We start from the raw sequence: 20,449 nt of genomic DNA on the forward strand, positions 1-20,449 counted from the left end.
TCTATGTACGAGCATATTGTTTGTTTTAAGTTCAATGAACGGTTTCAGCCGGAGATGGAGAAGGGACTGCTGGAAGCGCTGCTGTCCTTCAAAGGCCGTATTCCCGGTATTGTCGATTTGACGGCAGGGATTAATGTAACGGAGGAAACCGGTAATATCCACGGCTATACGCTTGGACTCCGCGTGACGTTCGAGAATCAGGAAGCGCTGCGCGCTTACGGGCCGCACCCGGCGCATCAGCAGTTTGTCGGCATGCTGGACGGTATTCTCGACAACGTCGTCGTCGTGGATTATCCGATTGCGAACTGAGCCGCATGACGCGATACCTACGCAAGGCAGAACGAAGCGGGCTGCGGAGGCAGCCTGCTTTGTTTCTCTGCGTTCCGTGCAGGGAACAAACCGTCGGCGGAGCTGCAGCGGGACCCATATTCCGCTTGTTTTCCGGTCATTTGAACAAAATAATATAAAGATAGATAGAAACAGGGCAAGAAACGATAAGTTTCTTGGCGGCAAATATGCTAAGGTAGAAATGGACTTGGCTTCCAAATGAAAGCGGTTGCTTTTCTGGGCCGATGAAGCATGACTTAACTATTGAAGGAGGATAACGAAGCAATGAGCACTACTTGGTCTGTAGCTATGGCGGATTCGTTTATTCACAAATACCCGATCGTATCGGATATGCCTTTTCAAAAAAGAAGATGCTGGAACTATGAGAACGGCTGCGCGTTGACGATGCTGGAGCGTCTATGGTATACAACGGGGGACGACCGTTACTATCAATATATTAAAGAGAATATTGATCTGTTTATTCAACCGGACGGCAGCATCGATACGTACGAGCTGAACGAGTACAATGTCGACATGATCAACCAGGGCAAGTCGTTGTTCATGCTGTATGACAGAACAGGTGAGGAGCGTTACAAGAAAGCGATCGAGCTGCTCGTCACCCAGCTGAAAGGCCATCCGCGTACGAGCGAGGGCGGCCTGTGGCATAAGAAAATTTACCCGTTCCAGATGTGGCTGGACGGCGTCTACATGACTTCTCCGCTGCTTGCGGCTTACGCTCAAATGTTCAACGAGTCTGAGTGGTACGACGATGTGGCGAACGAAATTTTGCTGATGGAAAAGGTTTCCCGCGACCCGGCTACCGGCCTGCTGTATCACGGCTGGGATGAAACGAGGGAGGAGCGCTGGGCGGATAACGAAACGGGCTGCTCGCCGCATTTCTGGAGCCGCGCGATCGGCTGGTATGTGATGGCGATTGTCGACGTGCTGGATTACCTGCCGCTGGAGCATCCGAAGCGCGGCCAAATTGTCGGTATCTTTTACCGGCTGACGCAAGCGGTCATGAAATACCAGGATGCGGAGTCCGGCATGTGGTACCAGGTGACCGATCTTGCCGACCGCAAGGGCAACTACCTGGAAGCTTCCGGCTCGTCCATGTTCGTGTATGCGCTGGCCAAAGGCGCGCGCAAAGGCTACCTGGGCAAGGACGCGCTGGCAGCGGCAAGACGCGGACATGCCGGTCTGGTGGAGCGCTGCGTAGGCAAGGGTGAGGACGGCGCCTACTATCTGGATCATATCTGCAGCGTTGCAGGACTGGGCAATAAGCCGTACCGCGACGGCTCGTTCGCTTACTATATCAGCGAGCCTGTGCGCAGAGACGATCCGAAGGGCTACGCGCCGTTTGTGATGGCTTGCCTGGAGATCGAAGCTGCGGCTTCCGAGAACTAAGAGAGGGGCGACAGCGAGCGATGTGGAATCCGGACGCGTTTTTGGAAAAGCTGTATAACGCAGCGGACACGCAGCGGTTGTCGTTTCAAGCCGGGAGCCGGGACGAGTGGCTCGATTGGCGGGCGGAGCTGCGAAGCAAATTCATCGAAACGCTTGGCGGTCTGGAGGAAACGACGGCCGATCTTGCGCCACGTCTTCTCGAGCGGGTCGAATGCGACGGCTACGTGCGGGAGCGAATCGAGCTGACGACTGCGGACTCGCTCACGATGCCGGTCTATGTGCTGCTGCCCAAGAGCGCAAAGGGCAAGCTTCCCGCTGTAGTCGCCTGCCACGGCCATGGCTACGGCAGCAAATCCGTCGTAGGGCTGCTTCCTGACGGAAGCGAAGCGGCGGATGATCCGAACGTGCACCGGAAGTTCGGCGTCGCGCTGGTGAAGCGGGGCTTTGCCGTGATCGTGCCGGAGCTGCTAGGATTCGGCGAACGCAAGCTGGAGAACGAGACGATCGTGAACCGCGATACGAATTCGTGCTTTCCGATCGGCGTCTTTCTGATGATGCTCGGCAAGACGATTGCCGGCATACGCATCCAGGAGACGATGGCGGCGGTCAGCTACGCAGCGTCGCGCGAGGAGATCGACGCTTCAAGGATCGGCATCTTCGGGCTGTCCGGCGGCGGGCTGGTGGCCGCCTTCACGGCAGCGCTGGATGAGCGCATTCGCGCAGCCGTCGTAAGCTGCTATACGAATACGTTCTACGACAGTATTTTGCACCGCCGACACTGTATTGATAATTATATTCCCGGTATTCTGCGTCATGCCGAAATGCCGGATTTGATCGGTCTGACGGCTCCGCGGGCGCTGTTTATAGAAGCCGGACAGAAGGACGAGCTGTTCCCGCTGTGCGGCACGGAGAAAGCGCTCGCGACCTTGAAGCGGATCTACGCGGCGGCCGGCGTACCGGAGCAGCTGGACTCCCATCTGTTCCCCGGCGGTCATGAGGTTTGCGGCGAGCAATCTTATGCATGGCTGGAACGTCAGCTGGGGCTTCATGACTGAGAGCCGGTTCATCGGCTTTGCATTTTGCATCTCGAAAAAAACAGACGAACGGAGCCGGTGCTTCGCTCGTCTATTTTTTTATGGGCAAGCAACCAGTTTTCTCCGCTGGGCATAGTGTATAGTATCAATGGATTGGAGGAGATTTCTGACATGTCTTACAACCCTTACAGCTACCCTTACGGGCAGTATCCTTATGGACAATATCCATACACGACTCAATATCCCGTGGTCTATCCGGTGCCGATTCCGACGCCTTACAATCCGTGGGGCTATCCGTACGGCGGCTGGCACGGCAACTGGTACGGCGGTCACGGCGGTTGGCATGGCGGCTGGCACGGAGGACATGGGGGTCATGGCGGACACGATGGTCACGGCGGTCATGGAGGGCACCGCTCGTCCAAGTCTTCCAAGAAGCAATAGGACCTTATGGGAAAAGGGAGGCACCGGCTCTATGTGCCTCTCTTTTGTTATTTTAGGCGAAAAGTGTCCGAGCCTAAAAAGACGATTTCCCGGCAAGTACCGGAAAATCGCCTCTGTTCCATTTGGAGAGCGGCTCAGCTGCTAAAATAGTGACCTTCTTCGAGGTCCGGGATCAGTGCGGAATGCACGGGCTTCCAGCCCAGGAGCTGCTGTGTCTTTGCGCTCGATGCAGGATTGTCGGCAGCCGCGAAACCGCTCAGCCAGCCGAAGTGGGCTGCTGCATCCTCGCGGGAAACGCTGACGACCGGCAGGTTCAGGTGGCGGCCGATGACGCCGGCGATGTCGCGGAACGGCACGCCTTCATCGCTGATGCCGTGCAGCCGTGATCCGGCCGGTGCGGCCTCCACAGCCAACCGGAACAGGCGCGCCGCATCGAGGCGGTGCACAGCCGGCCAGCGGTTGGAACCGTCGCCGATGCAGGCGGAGACGCCCTTGTCGCGGGCGATGCGGATCAGCTGCGGGACGAAGCCGTGATCGCCGGGACCGTGCACGGACGGCGCGAGACGGACGACCGAGGATCGCACCCCGCGCTCAACCAGCGCAAGTGCGGCGCTCTCGGATTGCCGCGGTGTGGTCGCGAGCGGCGCGTCCTCTTCCGTCCCGAGACGTCCTTGCGGAAGCATCATCGTCCCCGAGGTGACGACGAGCGGCTTGCCGGAGCCTTGAAGCGCCGCTCCGATCGCTTCAATCGCCTGCCGGTCGGTCTCGGCGGCGGCCGCGAAGTTCAAGAAGTCGTGAACGAAGGCAAGGTGGATGACGCCGTCGGCAGCCGCGGCCCCTTTTTGCAGGCTATCCAGGTCGTCCAGGGCACCGCGATGTACGTCCGCACCGGCGGATTTCAATGCTGCTGCAGCCTGATCCGAGCGGGCAAGCCCGACGGCTTGATGTCCTGCGGCAAGCAGTTCTTGAACGACGGCAGATCCGATAAATCCTGTTGCTCCGGTTACAAAAATACGCATAAACCATTCCTCCTGAAAATGAAATCATAACTTCAAAAGAAATGATAAAGTATAGAGTGCGCTCGATAGCAACACGAATTTAATCCATGCTATAATTCAGCTATGAAAAATAAATTTACGAGCAAGCAAGTTTCCGAAGAAACGGGATTAAGCATCCATACGCTGCGGTATTATGAGCAAATCGGTTTAATTGACGGGATAGCACGGGACGCAAAAGGGTACCGTCAGTATTCGGAGTCGGATATCGCCTGGTTCCAGGTGATCAAATACTTTCGCGAGATGGGGATGCCCATTCATGAGATGCAGCAGTATGTAGCCCTGCACAATAGCGAATTTTCTACCGTAACGGCGCGCCGGGAATTTATGGAGACCTATCGCGAGAAAGTGGTCAATCAAATGAAGGAGCTGGAAGAGATGCTGGAGAGAGTCGATTATAAAATCGTTTTTTTCAAAAACCTGGAGAACGCTTCAAATTGACTTCTCAGTGAGAATGGAGCTGCTAAATGAAAAGGATAGTGGTCATGACTGTCGGTAAAACCCACAGCGGGAAAACGACATTTGCCAAAGCCCTGGAACAGCATTTGCCCAATTCGCTCGTGATTGACCAGGATAACCATGCTGATTTCATAAATACGCACTACAGAACCTTACTGCCCAAACAAGGACCTAACACTATCAAGTACGCCATTACCCGAACGATTGTAAATTATGCTGTTCATGAAACGGATTTTCATCTTATTTTATGTAACGCCAATCGCTCTCGCAGAGGCCGGCTGGCTATGCTCGAACGTTTTCGTCAGAACGGATTTATCAGCGTGCTTGTTCATTTGGATATCCCCGATTCAATTCTTCAAGCTCGCATTGCCAATAGTCAGCGCAGCACAGCTATTTTCAGGACGGCTGCTAATTTTGCGGAAGTGCTTCATCGGCAAAACGCCGAAGCTCATCATAGCGATATGACGGAGCCGGCAGAAGGCGAAGCGGATTATATGGTTACAATTAAGGACAGTCATGAAGTTCATTCCGTTATTCAAAAAATAGTGCATATCACTCAAAGCTTGTGAGGAGACGGTTAAGGTCAACGGATACGAAAGTCAACAAATCGAAGGCTCCGCATAGCAGGCAGCATTGCCATTATGCGGAGCCTTTGCTTGTTTATGAAGCTAATGAATCCAGGTCAGCAGCAGAATGCCAAGGGCACTGACGACGAGCACGTATGCGCCATTGTCCCGGATGCCGACTTCGATGCTGGATTTCTTGACCAAGGAGCTGACCAACAAATTAACGGGGTTGACCGGGCTAAGAATCGAGGAAGCGAACCAGGCCAGCATAATGACCATCGCGAGCATTTCCTTGGTGGTGCCGAGCAGAACCGGATCCATCTGGGTGGCCAGCACGGTAACGACAACGACCTGATGAATTCCGACAAATGTAACGCAGACCATCACAACCAGAACGAACAAGGCGAACAGCAGGAAGGAGATCTGCGCCAGGTTCGTCATTAGCACGTTGATTCCTTGGCCCAGGCTTGTCCCCTGGAGCGATTGGCCGAAAAATCCTGCGCTGATATACATGATGATTTCATTATTCATGACGGGTACGGCTTTTTCCCGATAATCGGCGACCTGCCGCCGAAGCGCAGTCCATTGACGTGAGAAGAGACCCCAGCAGAGCGGGAACAATAGCGCGAGCAGGCTGACAAGAACGAGAATCGAACCAATGGGTGATCGATTCCGCGGCAATGATGATCCCCATCAAGGCGACAAGCATCCAGGCGAGCAGCCGGACTTTTGTACGGTCCTTCGGGGTAGGCGGAGCCGCTTCGCCGGGAGCTTCTTCGCTGTGGAGCTGCTGTCTGCCGGACCAAATGCCGAACAGCACATTGCCAACGACCAGGAACAAAACGGCAATGCCGAAGCCGTAAAGCATATAGTCGGTAACGGCAACATGGAGATACAGCAGTGTAAGGCCGACAGCTGCATAATAGGGAGACCATAGAATCGTGGTGGAAAATCCGACGAGATACGCCTTGGACAGCAGGGTGGAATTTAAGCGCAGGTCTTTGATCAGTTCGTCCATAATGCGAATCGAGCCGATATTGAGGATGGGGCCGAGGAAAAAGAGTACGGCTGTCATGCCGGCGAACATTTTTCTCGGCTGATGCTTGTACCGCTGCAAATACGCGAGGATGGAATCCAAAAATCCGCCAAGCTTCAGCGGAATCGACAGCAGCGGCACCAGGACAAGCAGGGTCAGCAAAGGAAGGTTGGTCGTAACGCCTTGGGCCAAGGCTTGCATGCCTTGTCCTTTGGAATAAGTGAGGATGGCCCCTGCGGCGAACATCAGTATGCTGAACAGACGGGGAATCGGCTTGGCCCATGCAATGCTGGCGCCGAAGGCGATAGTGGCAGCAAGGGCTAAAGCATACTGCAGCCAAGCGGAATGAACGAAATACTGCACCAGAAACAAAAAACACATGCTTAAAATAAAGTAGCTTTTCATCATGACACCCCGATTCGCTATAGTAATTTAGTATATTGTATACCAAAATTCGGGCATGTTCTATACAAACTTTCATTTTAAAGTGAAACTCCTGGCGAATACGTTGCCATAACTTGCTAACGAGGGCGATTTCGCTTATTTTAATAAGAAAACATGCCCAAAGGATGTGCTTCTTCGGATGAGAACTGAAATGCAAGTGAAACGCAAGCTTAATGAGCTGCAGCTGCAGAAACAAGCGTTGGAAGGCCGGCTGTCGAGCGAACCGCAGGCATCCTCCGGAGAGCTGGAGGCAGCTCATACGATATCCGCCCAAATCGAACGCTTGGATGAGATGATCCTTCTGCTGGAATGGGTGCTGAACGAGCCGATGGGCAGCTATCACGTGTAATCGGATAGCCTGCGGGCGAAATCAGTAATAAGGCGCCGTCGAGGCGCCTTTTGCATTTTTACTTCTCTGCAGCCGATCTGCTCCGAACCTATTACCTCTTAACCGCTGCTCGCCCCGCCGGTATTTACCGGTTGATGAAGCATCCCTCCTGTTTAAGCCCGCAGCCTTTTCGAAATATAGGGCAGTGGTAGCCCCTTCCATTGATGAGTTCCTTCTATAATAATATGCTGCTTTCTGAGATGTCTCATATGCCGCTCTATTTCGTGACCCCGAAGTCGGGGAGCCTACTGGACTAAGGTCCGGACTAAGGTCTGGGCCTGAGCATGTGTTTGCAAAAATTTCCTGGCGGTACAATGGAACACAGTGAGCGACACAATGGAAATGGATGCGGGGGATACGATGATGCGGACAATGAGAAGAAGAGAAGCAGCTAAAGGAAACATGTTTGAGGGAGAGCGGGCGCTGGTGCTGACCGCGATTCTCGGGTTTGTGCTTGCGCTGCTGTGCCAGGCTTGGGTATGGATGTACGGGGCGGACGTTTCGCCCAAAGGAAATATCGCCAATGCCGTGTCATTTAATGCGGCGCTCGGATTATTTCTGCTTTCGACGGCGGCGATTGTTCCGCAATCGTTGATGGGCAGGAAGCGCAAAGCGGTTTTCCGCTGGTCTTATATTATGCTTGCGCTTTATTCCTACTTTGCCGAAACGGTACAAAATTTCCGGGGCGTCAATCCGCGGTTCGTGAAGGGCGGGACACCCTTTGATGTAACGGTCGGTTCGGTATTCGCTTTTGTAGCCCTGCTGTTGATTTTATTCTACTTGTTTCTGGCGGCGCAATACTTCCGCAGACAGGTGTATACGCTTCATCCGGAGCTGACTGTGGGCATTCGTTATGCGATGATCGCGATTGTGATTTCCTTTGCAGCGGGGATCTGGATTTCGGAGAATCAAGGCAGGATCGTCGGCGATCACGGCAACATCATTTGGCTGCACGGCCTTGGTTTCCATGCTCTGCAAGCACTGCCGGTTGTCGGTTGGCTGGCGGGGCGGGCTTCGCTGGCTGCGAGGGTGCAGATGCTCGGCGTTCATGCGGCAGGCCTAGCTTTCCTGCTTGGCTTATTGGCTATGGGGTGGCAGACCTATCTTGGACGGTCTGTTCTGGAGCTGTCCGGTATTACGCTTCTTGTGAGCGGCTGTTTCCTGGCATCCTTAGCGGCAGGAGTGATTGTGCTTCGCAGCGTGCCTAGAGCGGCCCTTTTCGGGAAAAGCTCTGCTTCCGGCCGCGGAGCATCTCCGCGAAAAATGAATGGTTTATGAGAAAAAGAAACGGCTCCTGCCCGGAGGCCACTGAAAAAGGCATCGCTCCGAGTACGGAACATTCTTCCGATCGCTGTTGTCCCAGGATCTCTTTGATTATATCCAGCTTGTAACGGTTGAAATCCAAGGACAAAGGCGAACGCATTCGCTTCTACAGAACGATTCCGCACTCTCCGCTAGTTTTTCAGTCGCCTCCCTGCCCGGTAGCCGTTCTTTGGCGTGTACCTCTCCCGAGTCCGCCCGTTCCCTGCTCCATGCTTGTGGTTACAGCGATCCTGAACAGGGTAATGAACGGGAAAAGGAGGCGTTCGTGATGAATACGATCAAGGTAGGCATTGTGGGGACAGGCTTTTCGGCGCAGGCTCACATCGAAGCATTGAGAAGAATACCTCTGGTTGAGGTATGGGGAATCGCAGGAAGCTCGGAGCAGAAGAGCAGGGAAGCTGCGCGAAAGCACAACATTCCGATGGCTTACGCTTCGGCGGACGAGCTGCTCGCTGACCCGGAGATCCGGGCGGTTCATAACTGCACGCCGAATGCGCTGCATTATGAAGTGAACCGCAAGGCGCTTTTGGCCGGAAAGCATCTATTATCCGAAAAACCGCTCGCGGTCGACAGCAGCCAGACGTCGGAGCTGATGAAGCTTGCCGCCGAGGCGGACGTGATCAGCGGCGTCTGCTTTAATTACCGGCATTACCCGATGGTATCGCAGGTGAGGGAAATGCTGCATACGGAGGATCAGGGCAGGGTGAATCTGGTGTACGGCGGGTATTTGCAGGACTGGCTGCTGCTGGATACCGATTACAGCTGGAGGCTGGAGACGGAGGTGAACGGCCCTTCGAGAGCGATTGCGGATATCGGGTCGCATTGGTGCGATACGATACAATATGTGCTGAAGCGGAGGATTACCGAAGTCATGGCCGATTTCAAAATCGTCCATCCGATCCGTTTAAAGCCCGCTGAAGGCGCTCAAACGTTTGCCGCGTTCGAGGAGGAGACGGAGCGCGAGGAGGTCCAGGATCACGACGGAGGATTACGCGAGCGTGCTTATTCATATGGAGGGCGGCATACAAGGAGTGTTCACGGTTTCCCAAGTGGCTGCCGGGCGCAAAAATCATCTGCACTTCGAAATCTCGACGGACAGCGCCTCCTTTGCATGGGATCAGGAGTCACCCAATCAGCTCTGGGTCGGCCGGCGCGAGCAGTCCAATGAGGAGCTGGTACGTGATCCGGAGCTACTGCTGGCCAAATCGGCGGCGCTGGCCCATTATCCTGGCGGTCACCAGGAAGGGTGGCCTGACGGATTGAAAAATTTGTGCAGCGATTTTTACCAAAAGGTGCTGAACCCCCGCTTCAAAAGCTCCTTCGCCACCTTGGCGGAAGGGCACCGGATTATGGTGCTGATCGAAGCGATTCTGGAGAGCGCGCGGGAGCGGAAATGGGTTTCCGTTCCGAGCTGACGGCAGCTTGCATGTAGGATCATTCCAACGGCGAGCTTGTTGAGAAACCCTCAGATAGTGGGGGACTCCGGTGGGGTATCCTCCTCCAGAAGATACCCCACCTGCGTCTGGAGGCCACTGAAAAACTAGCGGAGAGCACGGAATCGTTCTGTAGAAGCGAAAGCGTTCGCCTTTGTCCTTGGATTTCAACCGCTACAAGCGGAAGATAATCAAAGAAATCCAGGGACAACAGCGATCGGAAGAATGTTCCGTACTCGTAGCGATGACTTTTTCAGTGGCCTCCTGCGTCTGTGCTCTCATTTTTCACTTAAGGCATGTTTCTCCACAGCCTAGGCGCCCCGCATATGCGGGGCTATTTCAGCGTTAAGCATGCCAGCCAATCTGCACGAAACGCCTTGAAATCATCGAACAGCCCTCGCAAGCCCGCCTGCAGCGGCATTTTCCCCGTCTTCTGCAAGGATGTGCTAACTGTGCAAAATTGTCGCAAACCGATTTTTTGCCCCGGTCAAAATAATACGATTGTCCTGCTAACCTATTTTCCTATATAGTAAGGTAAATTTGATATGCCAAGGAGGTTTCACCCAGATGGCCGAGTTTACTATGCAGTCGTTTCAGAATCCCGATGCGACTTACCGTATTCATCCGTTTTGGTTTTGGAACGGGGAGATGGATGACGATCAAATCCGTTATCAAATCGACGAAATGGCAGATAAAGGTTTGGGCGGATTTTTCGTCTGCGCAAGACAAGGACTGGAAGTGCCTTATTTATCCGATGCCTGGTTCGACAAAGTACGCGTAGCGGTCGAAGCGGCGCAGCGCCGGAATTTAAATGTATGGCTCTACGATGAATATCCGTATCCGAGCGGGATTGCGGGCGGCGAAGTGACGCTGGAGCACCCAGAAGCGAAGCACTATACGCTTACGCACCGGGCTGAGCGGGTTCAGGGAGGCGAGCACCTGTCGGTGGAGCTGCCTTGGGCGCGCATTTTGTATGCGAAAGCGATTCCAGTTTCCCCGTCGGGGGACAAGCTGTGGAAGGAAGCGGTGGATGTCCGTTCCGCCATCGGGAACTACCAGGCGGAGCCGATTTTTCAGAAGGCCGGCTTGACGGCTTATAACCAGAAGCGGTTCTTTACGTACCGCACCGTGCAGAAGATCGAATGCGACCGCGCCTGCAGGCGAGTGGGAAGTATTGATCATGCAGGAAAAAGAAATCGAGGATTTCAAATATTACGGGACGTTCGTCGACCCGTGCAACCATGAGGCGATGGCTACCTTTATCCGGCTGACGCATGATAAATATGCCCAGCATTTCGGAGAATATTTCGGCAACACGATCAAAGGGATGTTCACCGATGAAATCGGTCTCTTGGGCAAGATGCCATGGTCGCCGAAGCTGTCCGAGTTTTTCATCGAGCAGCACGGCTATGACCTGCGGGATCATCTGCATGCGCTGCTGTACGAGGAAGCGGACGATGCCGCGAAAATTCGTTACGACTATTATCAGGCGATTCATTTGCTGCTGCTCGACGCTTACCATAAACAGGTGCATGACTGGTGCGAGCAGAACGGGCTGAAATACGTGACGGAGGTGCCGTCGGTACGGCATACGACGCAGCTGTACAGCCATGTGCCGGGAGGGGATACGGCGCACGAGAAGCTCGGTCGTTCCCTGGACTGGATCTTGAACAATCAGGCGGAAAGCTTCCGCAGCAGCGCCAAAATGGTCAGCTCCATCGCCCGCCAGTTAGGCAGGGAGCGTAATCTGATCGAATGCTTCCACAGCGTCGGCTGGTCGATGACGCTCCAGGATGCGAAGTGGATGATTGACCGCATGGCGGCTCAAGGAACGAACTTCTTTAATTTCCATGCCTTTTTCTATACATTGGATGCTTTAATGAAGCATGATGCACCGCCTTCGCAATTTTTGCAAAATCCGTACTGGCCGCACTTCAAGCAGCTGGGCGACTATGTGGGACGCATCAGCTATGTGATGAGCTGCGGGCAGGCGGAAATCAAGGTGGCCGTGGTTCAGCCGACGACTTCCTTGTGGGCTCATATGGGCAATCCGTTCCACCATTTCGATTACGGCGGCAATCAGACCGAGGACAAGCGGAAGCTGGACGATCTCAAAGCGTGGTGGACGCGCATCTGCAATGAACTGACGTACATTGGCCGAGACTACGATCATTTGGATGCGGGTCTGCTGGCCGAGGCCGACGTGGAGAACGGCAATCTGTCCCTTGGTAACGCAGGTTATTCGGTCATCATTTTGCCTCCGATGACGAATCTGGAAAGCGATGCCTGGGCGAAGCTGCAGACATTCCTCGCGCAGGGCGGAACCGTGATTAGCATGGGACAGCTGCCTTATCAAGTAATCGATCCGAATGGCTGGGATGCCGCCGCGGCAGGTCATGCTTTCGGTTTGCCGCAAGGCGCCGGCGAAGCGTTCTGGAGCGCGGCCGGCGAAGCGCCGCTGACATGGTCCAAGGGCGCGGCGAACGCCTACCATCTGCCGTTTGCAGCGTCGGCCGATGCGGACAAAGTGCTTGGCAGCATGTCCGCGCTGCTTGAAGAGCTGCAGCCGCTGACCGTGAAGCTGCAGCCGGCTTACGGCGGACGGAGCCTGCTGACGCAGACGCGCCGGATCGATGCGGACACGTTCCTTGTGTTCGTCAGCAACCAGGAGGAAGCGCCGCGGGATATCAACGTGCGCATTTCCGAAGCGCTGTGGGGAGAAACGGCCGGCGGCGCCTATGCGTTTGAATTTGCCGAGCTGTCGCTGGACCGCGGAGACGAGACGGCTGTGGAAGCGGCGAAGGAAGGCGAAGCCGCGTGGAGCCTGCCGGTACCGCTGGGCTCATTCGAGTCCAGACTGTTCCGGGTGACGCGCAAGGCGGCGTCGGAAGCCGTTGCGGCCGCTCCGCAGAAGCCGTGGAGCCTCACAGTCGACGCGTCGGAGTCCGTCTTGTGGACGATGCAGACGGAACAGGACAACTCGGTGCGGCTGGACGCATTCCAGCTGTCCGTTCAAGGCGTGAACGGGCCGCAGGATGCAGCGGACGGCGAGGCGCCGCTCGTGCAGGTGAAAACCTTCATCGATCAATGCGCCGACCTTGCCTCGTCGACACAGCTGCCGGTGAAGATGAGCCAGCTGTTCGGCACGCCGATGCGAATCAGCTTATCGTATCCGCTGCAGGCCCGTTACACGACGACGCTGACGGTGGAGCAGCCGCTGGACAAAGTCCGCCTGGTCATGGATCAGGGAGCGGTATCCGGCAGCGGCTCGATTACGGTCAACGGCCATCGCCTGCAGCAAGCGGATTTTGCACGGAGCTTCCTGTACGATTACATGAACGTAGGCTGCGATATTACTTCCTACATCCGCGAGGGCGTGAACGAGATCGCCGTTGACGTGGAGATCGCGCACGACTGGAACGGCTTGATCGATGCACTGTACGTCACCGGTACGTTCCAGGTCGGCTTCGATGCCGCACAGCGTCCCGTATTGACGCGTCCTGTGGTGCAGGAGCAGCCGCTTACGGCAGGTCCTTACGCCGGGTATCCGTACTTTGCCGGCACGATTTCGTTCAGCCGCGAGCTGCAGCTGGAGACTTTACCGGCAGCGGACCGCTTCGAGCTGACCTTCCAAGGATTGGATGCACAGTTCCACGAAGTGGCCGAGGTGCTGGTGAACGGCCAGTCGCTCGGAGCCCGCACCTGGATGCCTTACCGCTTCGGCGGCTCCGCCTCGCTTCTGCGTGAAGGCGCGAACCGGATCGAGGTTCGGGTGACCAATACTTTGATCGGTCTCCTGGAAGGCAAATATTTCGATTACGCCAAGCATGAGCTGAAGCCGGTAAGTACAGCGGCGGCAGCGATCCGACAATAGGCTGCAGGATTATTAATAGACGGAGACAGCGCGCAAAGCATGCGCGCTGTCTCTTTTTTTAACAAGCCAGACTTTATAAATTTTCGGGGTCCCCGCAAAGTACCTGAGTCCGCTTCGAAGCATAGGCCCCACTTTGTGGGGTTTTCATATCCCCGCCTTAGAACTCGCAAACCCAGGACCGGCACGGCTTTAACCCTGCTTTGCATAATAGTCTCAATCGGCAAAATAGTCGAAAGCCCCGGTAAGGCTTCGACAAATTTGCCGCTGCCTTCGACAATAATGTACGATTGTCAACCGCTTCAATTTGAATTAAGTTGATAAAACGAACAGGTGATGTTCACCGCCTCATACTCGAATCACGCATTCATGAAATCATGAAATGAAACTTAGGAAGGGGAATGGAGAGGATGGCATTAGTACAACCAGAGCGCACGGCTTCCGGTAATTCCGCAAAGTCCCAAGGCCGTCAAAAAGGAGGGCTATTCAGGGATCTACGGCGCGACAAGTACTTGTATCTGCTGGCGCTGCCCGGCGTGTTGTTTTTTCTTATTTTCAAATTTGTCCCGATGTGGGGCGTTGTGATTTCGTTCCAAAATTATTCTCCGTTTGCGGGCATTACCGGCAGTGAATGGATCGGGCTGGAGCATTTCGAACGCTTCTTCTCCAACCCGGACTTCTTGCTGCTGTTCCGCAATACGATGGCGATTAATTTGATGAGCCTCATACTCTTTTTCCCGCTGCCGATCGTGCTGTCACTGCTTCTTAACGAGCTGCGCAGCGTCTTGTACCAGCGGGTCATTCAATCGATCGTCTATATGCCGCACTTTCTGTCCTGGGTTATTATTTCCGGGTTGACGTTCCTGCTGTTTGCCAAAGGCGAAGGCCTGGTGAATAAGCTGTTTGAAGGCATCGGCCTGGCAAGAGTCGACTTTCTGACGAATCCCGATACGTTCTGGATTATGCTGACGATGCAGTCGATCTGGAAAGAATGCGGCTGGGGCACGATTCTGTTCCTTGCGGCGATGGCCAGCATTGATCCGGGCGTCTATGAAGCCGCCAAAATCGACGGTGCGGGACGTCTGCGTCAAATGTGGAACATTACCCTGCCGGCTATCCGCAACGTCATTATTACACTGCTTATTTTGCGCTTGGGCCATATGCTGGACGTCGGCTTCGAGCAGGTCTTCCTGATGTACAACGGCGCTGTTTCCCAAGTGGCGGAAGTGTTCGATACCTACGTATACCGCGTCGGTATTCAGCAGGGCGAGTTCAGCTACAGTACTGCCGCAGGCTTGTTTAAATCCATTGTCGGTCTGGCGCTGGTCGTTCTGGCCAACTGGATTGCTAAAAAAATGGGAGAAGAAGGCGTATATTAAGGAGGGGATCATATGAAACTAGGACTGGGAAACCGTCTGTTTAACGTATTCAACATTGCACTGCTCGGACTGGTCGGGATCGTCACCTTTTTCCCGCTCTACTACGTGTTCGTTGTTTCTTTTACCGATCCGACGGAATATTTGAGAAAAAGCTTCGTGCTGTTTCCGGAAACATGGTCACTGGAATCGTATAAATTTCTGATGGCGACAGGGGCGTTCCCGAGATCGATCGGCGTCAGCGTATACATCACGCTTGTCGGCACAGCGTTAAGTCTTGTGGTCACCGCTTCATTGGCTTACTCCCTGTCGCGAAAAAGACTGCGCGGCAGACAGATCGCCCTGCTGGGGATTTTGCTGACCATCCTGTTCAATCCGGGCATGATTCCGAATTACATGCTTATCCGTGAGCTGAAGCTGATCGACAGCCTGTGGTCTCTGATTTTGCCGGCGCTGGCGAGCGGCTGGAACGTCATCTTGATGAAAGGCTTCTTCGACAGCATCCCGGCGGAGCTTGAAGAATCCGCATCGATGGACGGCTGCAACGATTTGTCTACGTTTTTCCGTATTATTTTGCCGCTGTCGCTGCCGTCCTTGGCCGCATTCGGGCTGTTTTACGCGGTAGCTTACTGGAATCAATTCTTCAACGCACTTATTTATATTAACGATGCTACCAAATGGCCGCTGCAGGTTATGCTTCAGAACATTCTGCTCAATGCGAACAATGCCGACCTCCGGATGGATGCGACGACCGTGGCGCCGCCTACGGAAACCTTGAAAATGGCCGCGGTTATCGTAGCGACGGTTCCGATCTTGCTGGTTTATCCTTTCTTGCAGAAGCACTTTGCCAAAGGGGCTATGGTAGGCTCGGTTAAAGGGTAAGCACGCTGCCCATCCTCGAAGCGGGAAGGCGCAGCGGTCAGGCTGAAAAGGGATTTCAGCACAAGATGTCGAATCGTGTAAAAAATCGATTTTTTGGAAGGTGAGCATCTTGGCCGGCGTTTTCAAATCGTGGATGGGCTATATTCAGAAATATAAATATAACAAACGTTTCTTCCGTAAAAGCCTGGCGATGATTCTGATCATGGCCAGCATTCCCGGACTTATTATCGGCTTCAGCATTTATTGGATTGCGACGAACAACATTGAGGAGGAGCTGCAGCGGCTGCATCAGAACCAGATCAAGAACCGGGCCGCCAATATTGACGAGCAGCTCGCCTTTCTGGAAATGACCGTATCCCATTGGGCATTCGACTCCAAATTCGATGAAAAGCTGAAAACGATTAATTTCGGTTACAACTACGATACCGTGCAGGATATGTACCGGACGCTCCTGACGCTGGAGAGCTCGCATCCGCTGCTGCAGAAGGTGGAGCTGTTTCTGGACAAGCCGCGCCCCTTGGTATTTACGACGGAACGCTACAGATTTCTAAGCGAGCTGTCGGATATCGAGTCCTACGAAGTGCTGCTGAAGCACGAGAAGTCGATGTTCTGGACAAACCCGAATCCCACGGCAAGCAAACAGCAGGACATTTCTATCGTGAACAAAATTCCTGGCGGGAGCAGCGAGCCGTTCGGCGCGATTATCGCTACGCTGAATCAAAATAATCTGCTGAAGCTGCTAAAGACGCTCACGCCTTACGACGAAGGGGTTACCCAGCTGTTCAGCGAATCCGGGGACTGGGAGCTGTCCAGCAGCGGTCCGGAAGGTTCGGCGCTGGATCGGGCGATCAGACAGGAATATCTCAAGCATAGGCAGGCGGAGCCGGGCGATGCGTTCGAGCAGAATACGAAGCCGGAATCGTTTCTTTATGAATATAATAAAGTTTCCTATTCGGTATCGTACGGGCATTTCAGCCGTCTCGGCCAGTCTTGGGTCTATATTTCGGCAGCGCCGCTCAGCTCGATTACGGCCCCGGTCATCGCGATCTCCAAATGGATTCTGGTGATCAGCGTCAGCGGGCTTCTCTTCGCCCTGCTGTTATCGTGGTTCGTTTCCCGCCGTATTTACTCGCCGGTACAGCGTCTCGTGACCCTGCTTGCCGGGGAGAAGAACGATGAGGTCAAGGATGAGTTCGCCCTGATCGAGAAGCAGTGGCAGCATCTGTCCAAGGAGCGCGAATCGATGCGCTACAAGCTTGACGAGCAGATGCCGCTGCTGCGCGAAGGATTTTTCCTTCAGCTGGTGCAGGGCTACCTGATCTCGCTTCAGGAGAACGACATCAAGGAGCGAATGAAGCGTTACGGCTGGGAGACGGACGAACCGGCAGTTCGTCGCTCTTATGTTCCAATTAACCGGCTTTTCCAACCTGGAAGGAAGGTTCACGGCGGGAGACGAGAATCTCGTTACCTTCGCGGCCTCCAATATCATTGACGAGCTGATCAAGAATCAATACGAGCAGGCCGAAATGATTAATTTTCATAACTTTTCGATCGGGGTGCTGCTCTCGTTCCCGTTGTCCCATCCGGAGAAATGGCTGGAGGAGGACTTGGAGCAGGTATGCCAGGAGGCCACCCGGGCGATCAACCGTATCCTCAAAATGCAGGTAACGATATCGATCAGTAAATGGATCCACAGCGTGAAGCAAATTCCGCATCTGTTCGAGGAAGTGAGACAAGCGTTGGTATATCGAGACCTGTTGGATGAAAATCAGATTATTAAGACGGAGCAGCTGTCCAAGCTGAACGTGTTGAAGGAAAGCAGCTATCCGTTCACATTGGATAAAGAAATTATTAACGCTATCCGCAACGGGCAGGAAACGGATGCTGTCGACCTGATCAAGCAGTTTATGGACGAGCTGTCCGCCAACGGATCGACGGAGTTTATGCTCCAGCAGGGCATGCTCCAATTGCTCGGCAGCATCCGGTACGCGTCCCTGCAGTCCGGCATGAATCCGGTGCAGCTGTTCGGCAGCGTGAACTTGTTTGAGCAGCTGGCCCAGATCAAAGAGCCGGAGGAAATGCTCAAATGGTTCCAGCATAAGGTCATCGCCGTGTTCGTACAGGAGATGATCAGCCGGCAGGATTACCATTTCAAGCAAATTATCGAGCAGGTGATCGTTTACCTGCGCGAGCAGTATATGACGCCGCTGTCGCTGGAATCGTGCGCGGACTTGTTCGGTACGAGTCCCTATACTTTAAGCCGGGCGTTCAAGCAAATTACAGGCATCAATTTCATCGATTTCTTGACGAACATCCGGATCAATAACGCGAAGACGCTGCTGATGGAGACCGATATGAAGATCAACGAAATCGCCGATTCGGTAGGCTATCAGCACAGCTATTTTAACCGGCTGTTTAAAAAGTACGAAGGCATCACGCCAAGTCAATTTCGCGAGCTAAACCGCGCGGAATAAGGGTTTTGCGGCCTTGTGCATCGAAGTGCAAGGCTGCAATATAGTCCAATGGAGCCAGTTCGGGGCTACAAAAAAGTACGATTGTGGATCAAACCCGGATGTACTAAAGTCAACCTTGAGCTCGATCAGGAGCTTACACGGATAGAACCGGAGAGGAACAATTCGCTCCGAGGAAGCGAAAGCGTTTGCTATTATTCATCATGATTCCGGCGCATCGCATTTTATCCGCACAGCTCTTTGAACGATCGATACAAGAGGTACAACCGGTACCGACAAACAAGGGAGGATCACTAATGAAACAGAAAAAAAGCAAGAAAGCGGTCATGGGTTCGCTTGTTCTTATGCTGGCGCTTTCCAGTGTCGTAGCGGCATGCGGCAACAAAAATAATGCGGGAGGAAATGCGGCGGCAGGCGAAGACAGCCCGTTGGAGCTTAGCGTCATGACGATTTTGCTCACCCCGTCCCCTCCGGCAGATGATAATAAGATCAAACAGGCAATTGAAAAAGCTACAAATTCCAAAATGAAAATTCAATGGGTATCCGGCAACAACTATACGGACAAGCTGAACGTTACGCTGGCTTCCGGGGATATTCCCGATTTGATCATGATCAGCGATCCGTTCACCTCGGTATTCCGCAACGCGGTTACCCAAGGCGCTTTCTGGGATTTGACGCCTTATATTAAGGATTATCCGAACCTGAATTCCAAAATTTCCAAAACGGCATGGGATTTGACCAAAATGCAGGACGGCAAAAACTACGGTATTCCGCGTCCGCGTCCGGCCGAAGCGGATTCCTTCCTGATCGTACGTAAAGATTGGCTCGACAACCTCGGCTTGAAGGTTCCGACGACAACCGACGAGTTGTACGATGTCATGAAAGCTTTTGCCGAGAAGGATCCGGATAAAAACGGCAAGAACGATACCGTTCCATTGGCTGCCTATATGAATCCGCCGAGCGATATGGGAACGCTGGGCACTATTGAGAACAGCTTTACCGGCGCTACCGTAAAGAACGACAAGTGGAAGCTGGTTGACGGCAAAATTGTCAATACGGCCCTGCTTCCGGAAACACGCAAATCGCTTGAGTACCTGACAAAAATGTACAAAGAAAAGCTGCTTCCTGAAGACTTCGCTTCCTTGAAGCTGAGCCAGGCTTCGGACTTGTTTAAAGGCGGCAAAGCCGGAATCGTAATGGATAAAGCCGGTACGATGAACGATTATTACGAGAAATTGAAAGCTATCGATCCGAACATGAAGCCGACAGACTTCTATCCGCTTACGAACCTGAACGGTTACAATCCGAAAGGTCCTGGTTTCTCCGGTATGCTTTCGATTCCTAAATCCGTTCCTGAAGCAAAAATGAAACGTATCTTGAAAATGGTCGACACTTGGATGAATGACGATGTATTCGCTATTCAGCAATACGGTATGGAAGGCGTAGACTACACGGTCAAAGACGGCCAAAAAGTCATCAACACCGAGCAGCTGGCTAAAGACAACGGTCCTGACTTTAACCAAATCGTTTATGTTGCCGATCCGTATGCAAGCTCTACAAAAGTATATTTCCCTAAAGAGGCGAACGATCTGTTCACCAAAATTCAGGATGAGCGCGCCAAAACGAGCGTAGCGGACATCAGTATCGGTCTGTACTCGCCGACAGCGCAAAAGCTGCTGCCTGAGTTCGAGAAAAAGGTACAGGATTTGAAAACGAAAATCATTTTGGGCCGCGAGCCGATTACCGCTTGGGACGATTTCGTAGCTAAAGCGAAAACGGATCCGGATTTGACGAAAATGAGCCAGGAAATGACGGATGCTTACCAAAAACGCAGCGGCGGCGCAGCGAAATAATAGCGTTGCAAAATAGGTGTTTTTAGAGAAAGGGGCGGGGAGACTCCGCCTCTTTACTAATTGGGACGTAGATAAAAGAGCCG

18 protein-coding genes and 1 pseudogene are annotated in these 20,449 nt (G+C 53.6%); 16 read left to right on the forward strand and 3 right to left on the reverse strand.

Going from position 1 to position 20,449, the window contains the following annotated elements:
- The first annotated feature begins 3 nt into the window (after window positions 1-3).
- The 4 genes from ACHHV8_RS04215 to ACHHV8_RS04230 all read left to right on the forward strand — a co-directional run bounded on the left by ACHHV8_RS04215 (window position 4) and on the right by ACHHV8_RS04230 (window position 3,209).
- Window positions 4-309 carry a Dabb family protein gene (locus tag ACHHV8_RS04215; protein ID WP_395157046.1) on the forward strand — a complete coding sequence of 102 codons (306 nt, stop codon included), beginning with the start codon at window positions 4-6 and terminating at the stop codon, window positions 307-309.
- 303 nt (window positions 310-612) lie between these two features.
- Window positions 613-1,734 (forward strand): glycoside hydrolase family 88/105 protein, encoded by a 1,122-nt coding sequence (locus ACHHV8_RS04220; RefSeq protein ID WP_395157048.1) that lies wholly within the window; start codon window positions 613-615, stop codon window positions 1,732-1,734.
- Between the two features lie 20 nt (window positions 1,735-1,754).
- Window positions 1,755-2,789 (forward strand): dienelactone hydrolase family protein, encoded by a 1,035-nt coding sequence (locus tag ACHHV8_RS04225; protein ID WP_395157050.1) that lies wholly within the window; start codon window positions 1,755-1,757, stop codon window positions 2,787-2,789.
- A gap of 150 nt (window positions 2,790-2,939) precedes the next feature.
- The gene (locus ACHHV8_RS04230) at window positions 2,940-3,209 is read left to right on the forward strand and encodes a hypothetical protein (protein ID WP_395157052.1); all 270 of its coding nucleotides are present in this window, start codon (window positions 2,940-2,942) and stop codon (window positions 3,207-3,209) included.
- A gap of 134 nt (window positions 3,210-3,343) precedes the next feature.
- Here ACHHV8_RS04230 and ACHHV8_RS04235 read toward each other — a convergent pair whose 3' ends face one another.
- On the reverse strand, window positions 3,344-4,228 hold the full coding sequence (locus ACHHV8_RS04235) for an SDR family oxidoreductase (protein WP_395157054.1): 885 nt from the start codon (window positions 4,226-4,228) through the stop codon (window positions 3,344-3,346).
- Between the two features lie 102 nt (window positions 4,229-4,330).
- Here ACHHV8_RS04235 and ACHHV8_RS04240 point away from each other — a divergent pair, with 102 nt between their 5' ends.
- Together ACHHV8_RS04240 and ACHHV8_RS04245 are read left to right on the forward strand one after the other, a co-directional pair.
- Window positions 4,331-4,705 carry a MerR family transcriptional regulator gene (locus ACHHV8_RS04240; RefSeq protein WP_395157056.1) on the forward strand — a complete coding sequence of 125 codons (375 nt, stop codon included), beginning with the start codon at window positions 4,331-4,333 and terminating at the stop codon, window positions 4,703-4,705.
- A gap of 26 nt (window positions 4,706-4,731) precedes the next feature.
- Window positions 4,732-5,292 carry an AAA family ATPase gene (locus tag ACHHV8_RS04245; RefSeq protein WP_395157058.1) on the forward strand — a complete coding sequence of 187 codons (561 nt, stop codon included), beginning with the start codon at window positions 4,732-4,734 and terminating at the stop codon, window positions 5,290-5,292.
- A 99-nt stretch (window positions 5,293-5,391) separates the two neighbouring features.
- Here the strand turns inward: ACHHV8_RS04245 and ACHHV8_RS04250 are convergent, their stop codons facing one another.
- Together ACHHV8_RS04250 and ACHHV8_RS04255 are read right to left on the reverse strand one after the other, a co-directional pair.
- Window positions 5,392-5,820, reverse strand: a complete 429-nt coding sequence (locus ACHHV8_RS04250; RefSeq protein ID WP_395157060.1) for a hypothetical protein — start codon at window positions 5,818-5,820, stop codon at window positions 5,392-5,394.
- On the reverse strand, window positions 5,813-6,733 hold the full coding sequence (locus tag ACHHV8_RS04255; RefSeq protein WP_395157062.1) for a hypothetical protein: 921 nt from the start codon (window positions 6,731-6,733) through the stop codon (window positions 5,813-5,815). Before ACHHV8_RS04255 ends, ACHHV8_RS04250 begins: the two co-directional genes overlap by 8 nt.
- A gap of 175 nt (window positions 6,734-6,908) precedes the next feature.
- Between ACHHV8_RS04255 and ACHHV8_RS04260 the strand changes: the two genes are divergently transcribed.
- From ACHHV8_RS04260 to ACHHV8_RS04305, 10 genes and pseudogenes are all read left to right on the forward strand, one after another.
- A complete protein-coding gene (locus ACHHV8_RS04260) occupies window positions 6,909-7,118 on the forward strand; it encodes a hypothetical protein (protein ID WP_395157064.1) in 210 nt (69 codons plus the stop codon).
- A 399-nt stretch (window positions 7,119-7,517) separates the two neighbouring features.
- Window positions 7,518-8,435 (forward strand): hypothetical protein, encoded by a 918-nt coding sequence (locus ACHHV8_RS04265; RefSeq protein ID WP_395163417.1) that lies wholly within the window; start codon window positions 7,518-7,520, stop codon window positions 8,433-8,435.
- A 313-nt stretch (window positions 8,436-8,748) separates the two neighbouring features.
- Window positions 8,749-9,895, forward strand: a pseudogene (locus tag ACHHV8_RS04270) (Gfo/Idh/MocA family protein).
- A gap of 585 nt (window positions 9,896-10,480) precedes the next feature.
- Complete coding sequence (locus ACHHV8_RS04275) at window positions 10,481-11,158, forward strand: hypothetical protein (RefSeq protein ID WP_395157066.1); 678 nt, start codon at window positions 10,481-10,483, stop codon at window positions 11,156-11,158.
- Window positions 11,094-13,787: a glycosyl hydrolase gene (locus tag ACHHV8_RS04280; protein WP_395157068.1), complete on the forward strand. Its 2,694-nt coding sequence runs from the start codon at window positions 11,094-11,096 to the stop codon at window positions 13,785-13,787. The genes ACHHV8_RS04275 and ACHHV8_RS04280 overlap by 65 nt, the downstream gene beginning before the upstream one ends.
- A 398-nt stretch (window positions 13,788-14,185) precedes the next feature.
- Window positions 14,186-15,163: an ABC transporter permease gene (locus ACHHV8_RS04285; protein ID WP_395157070.1), complete on the forward strand. Its 978-nt coding sequence runs from the start codon at window positions 14,186-14,188 to the stop codon at window positions 15,161-15,163.
- Between the two features lie 12 nt (window positions 15,164-15,175).
- A complete protein-coding gene (locus ACHHV8_RS04290) occupies window positions 15,176-16,042 on the forward strand; it encodes a carbohydrate ABC transporter permease (RefSeq protein ID WP_395157072.1) in 867 nt (288 codons plus the stop codon).
- 109 nt (window positions 16,043-16,151) lie between these two features.
- A complete protein-coding gene (locus ACHHV8_RS04295; RefSeq protein WP_395157074.1) occupies window positions 16,152-17,534 on the forward strand; it encodes a HAMP domain-containing protein in 1,383 nt (460 codons plus the stop codon).
- The gene (locus ACHHV8_RS04300; RefSeq protein ID WP_395157076.1) at window positions 17,443-18,516 is read left to right on the forward strand and encodes an AraC family transcriptional regulator; all 1,074 of its coding nucleotides are present in this window, start codon (window positions 17,443-17,445) and stop codon (window positions 18,514-18,516) included. Before ACHHV8_RS04295 ends, ACHHV8_RS04300 begins: the two co-directional genes overlap by 92 nt.
- 293 nt (window positions 18,517-18,809) lie before the next feature.
- On the forward strand, window positions 18,810-20,366 hold the full coding sequence (locus ACHHV8_RS04305) for an extracellular solute-binding protein (RefSeq protein WP_395157078.1): 1,557 nt from the start codon (window positions 18,810-18,812) through the stop codon (window positions 20,364-20,366).
- Window positions 20,367-20,449 lie beyond the last annotated feature (83 nt).

It is taken from the genome of Paenibacillus sp. TAB_01, from assembly GCF_043945595.1.
GTDB lineage: Bacteria > Bacillota > Bacilli > Paenibacillales > NBRC-103111 > Paenibacillus_S.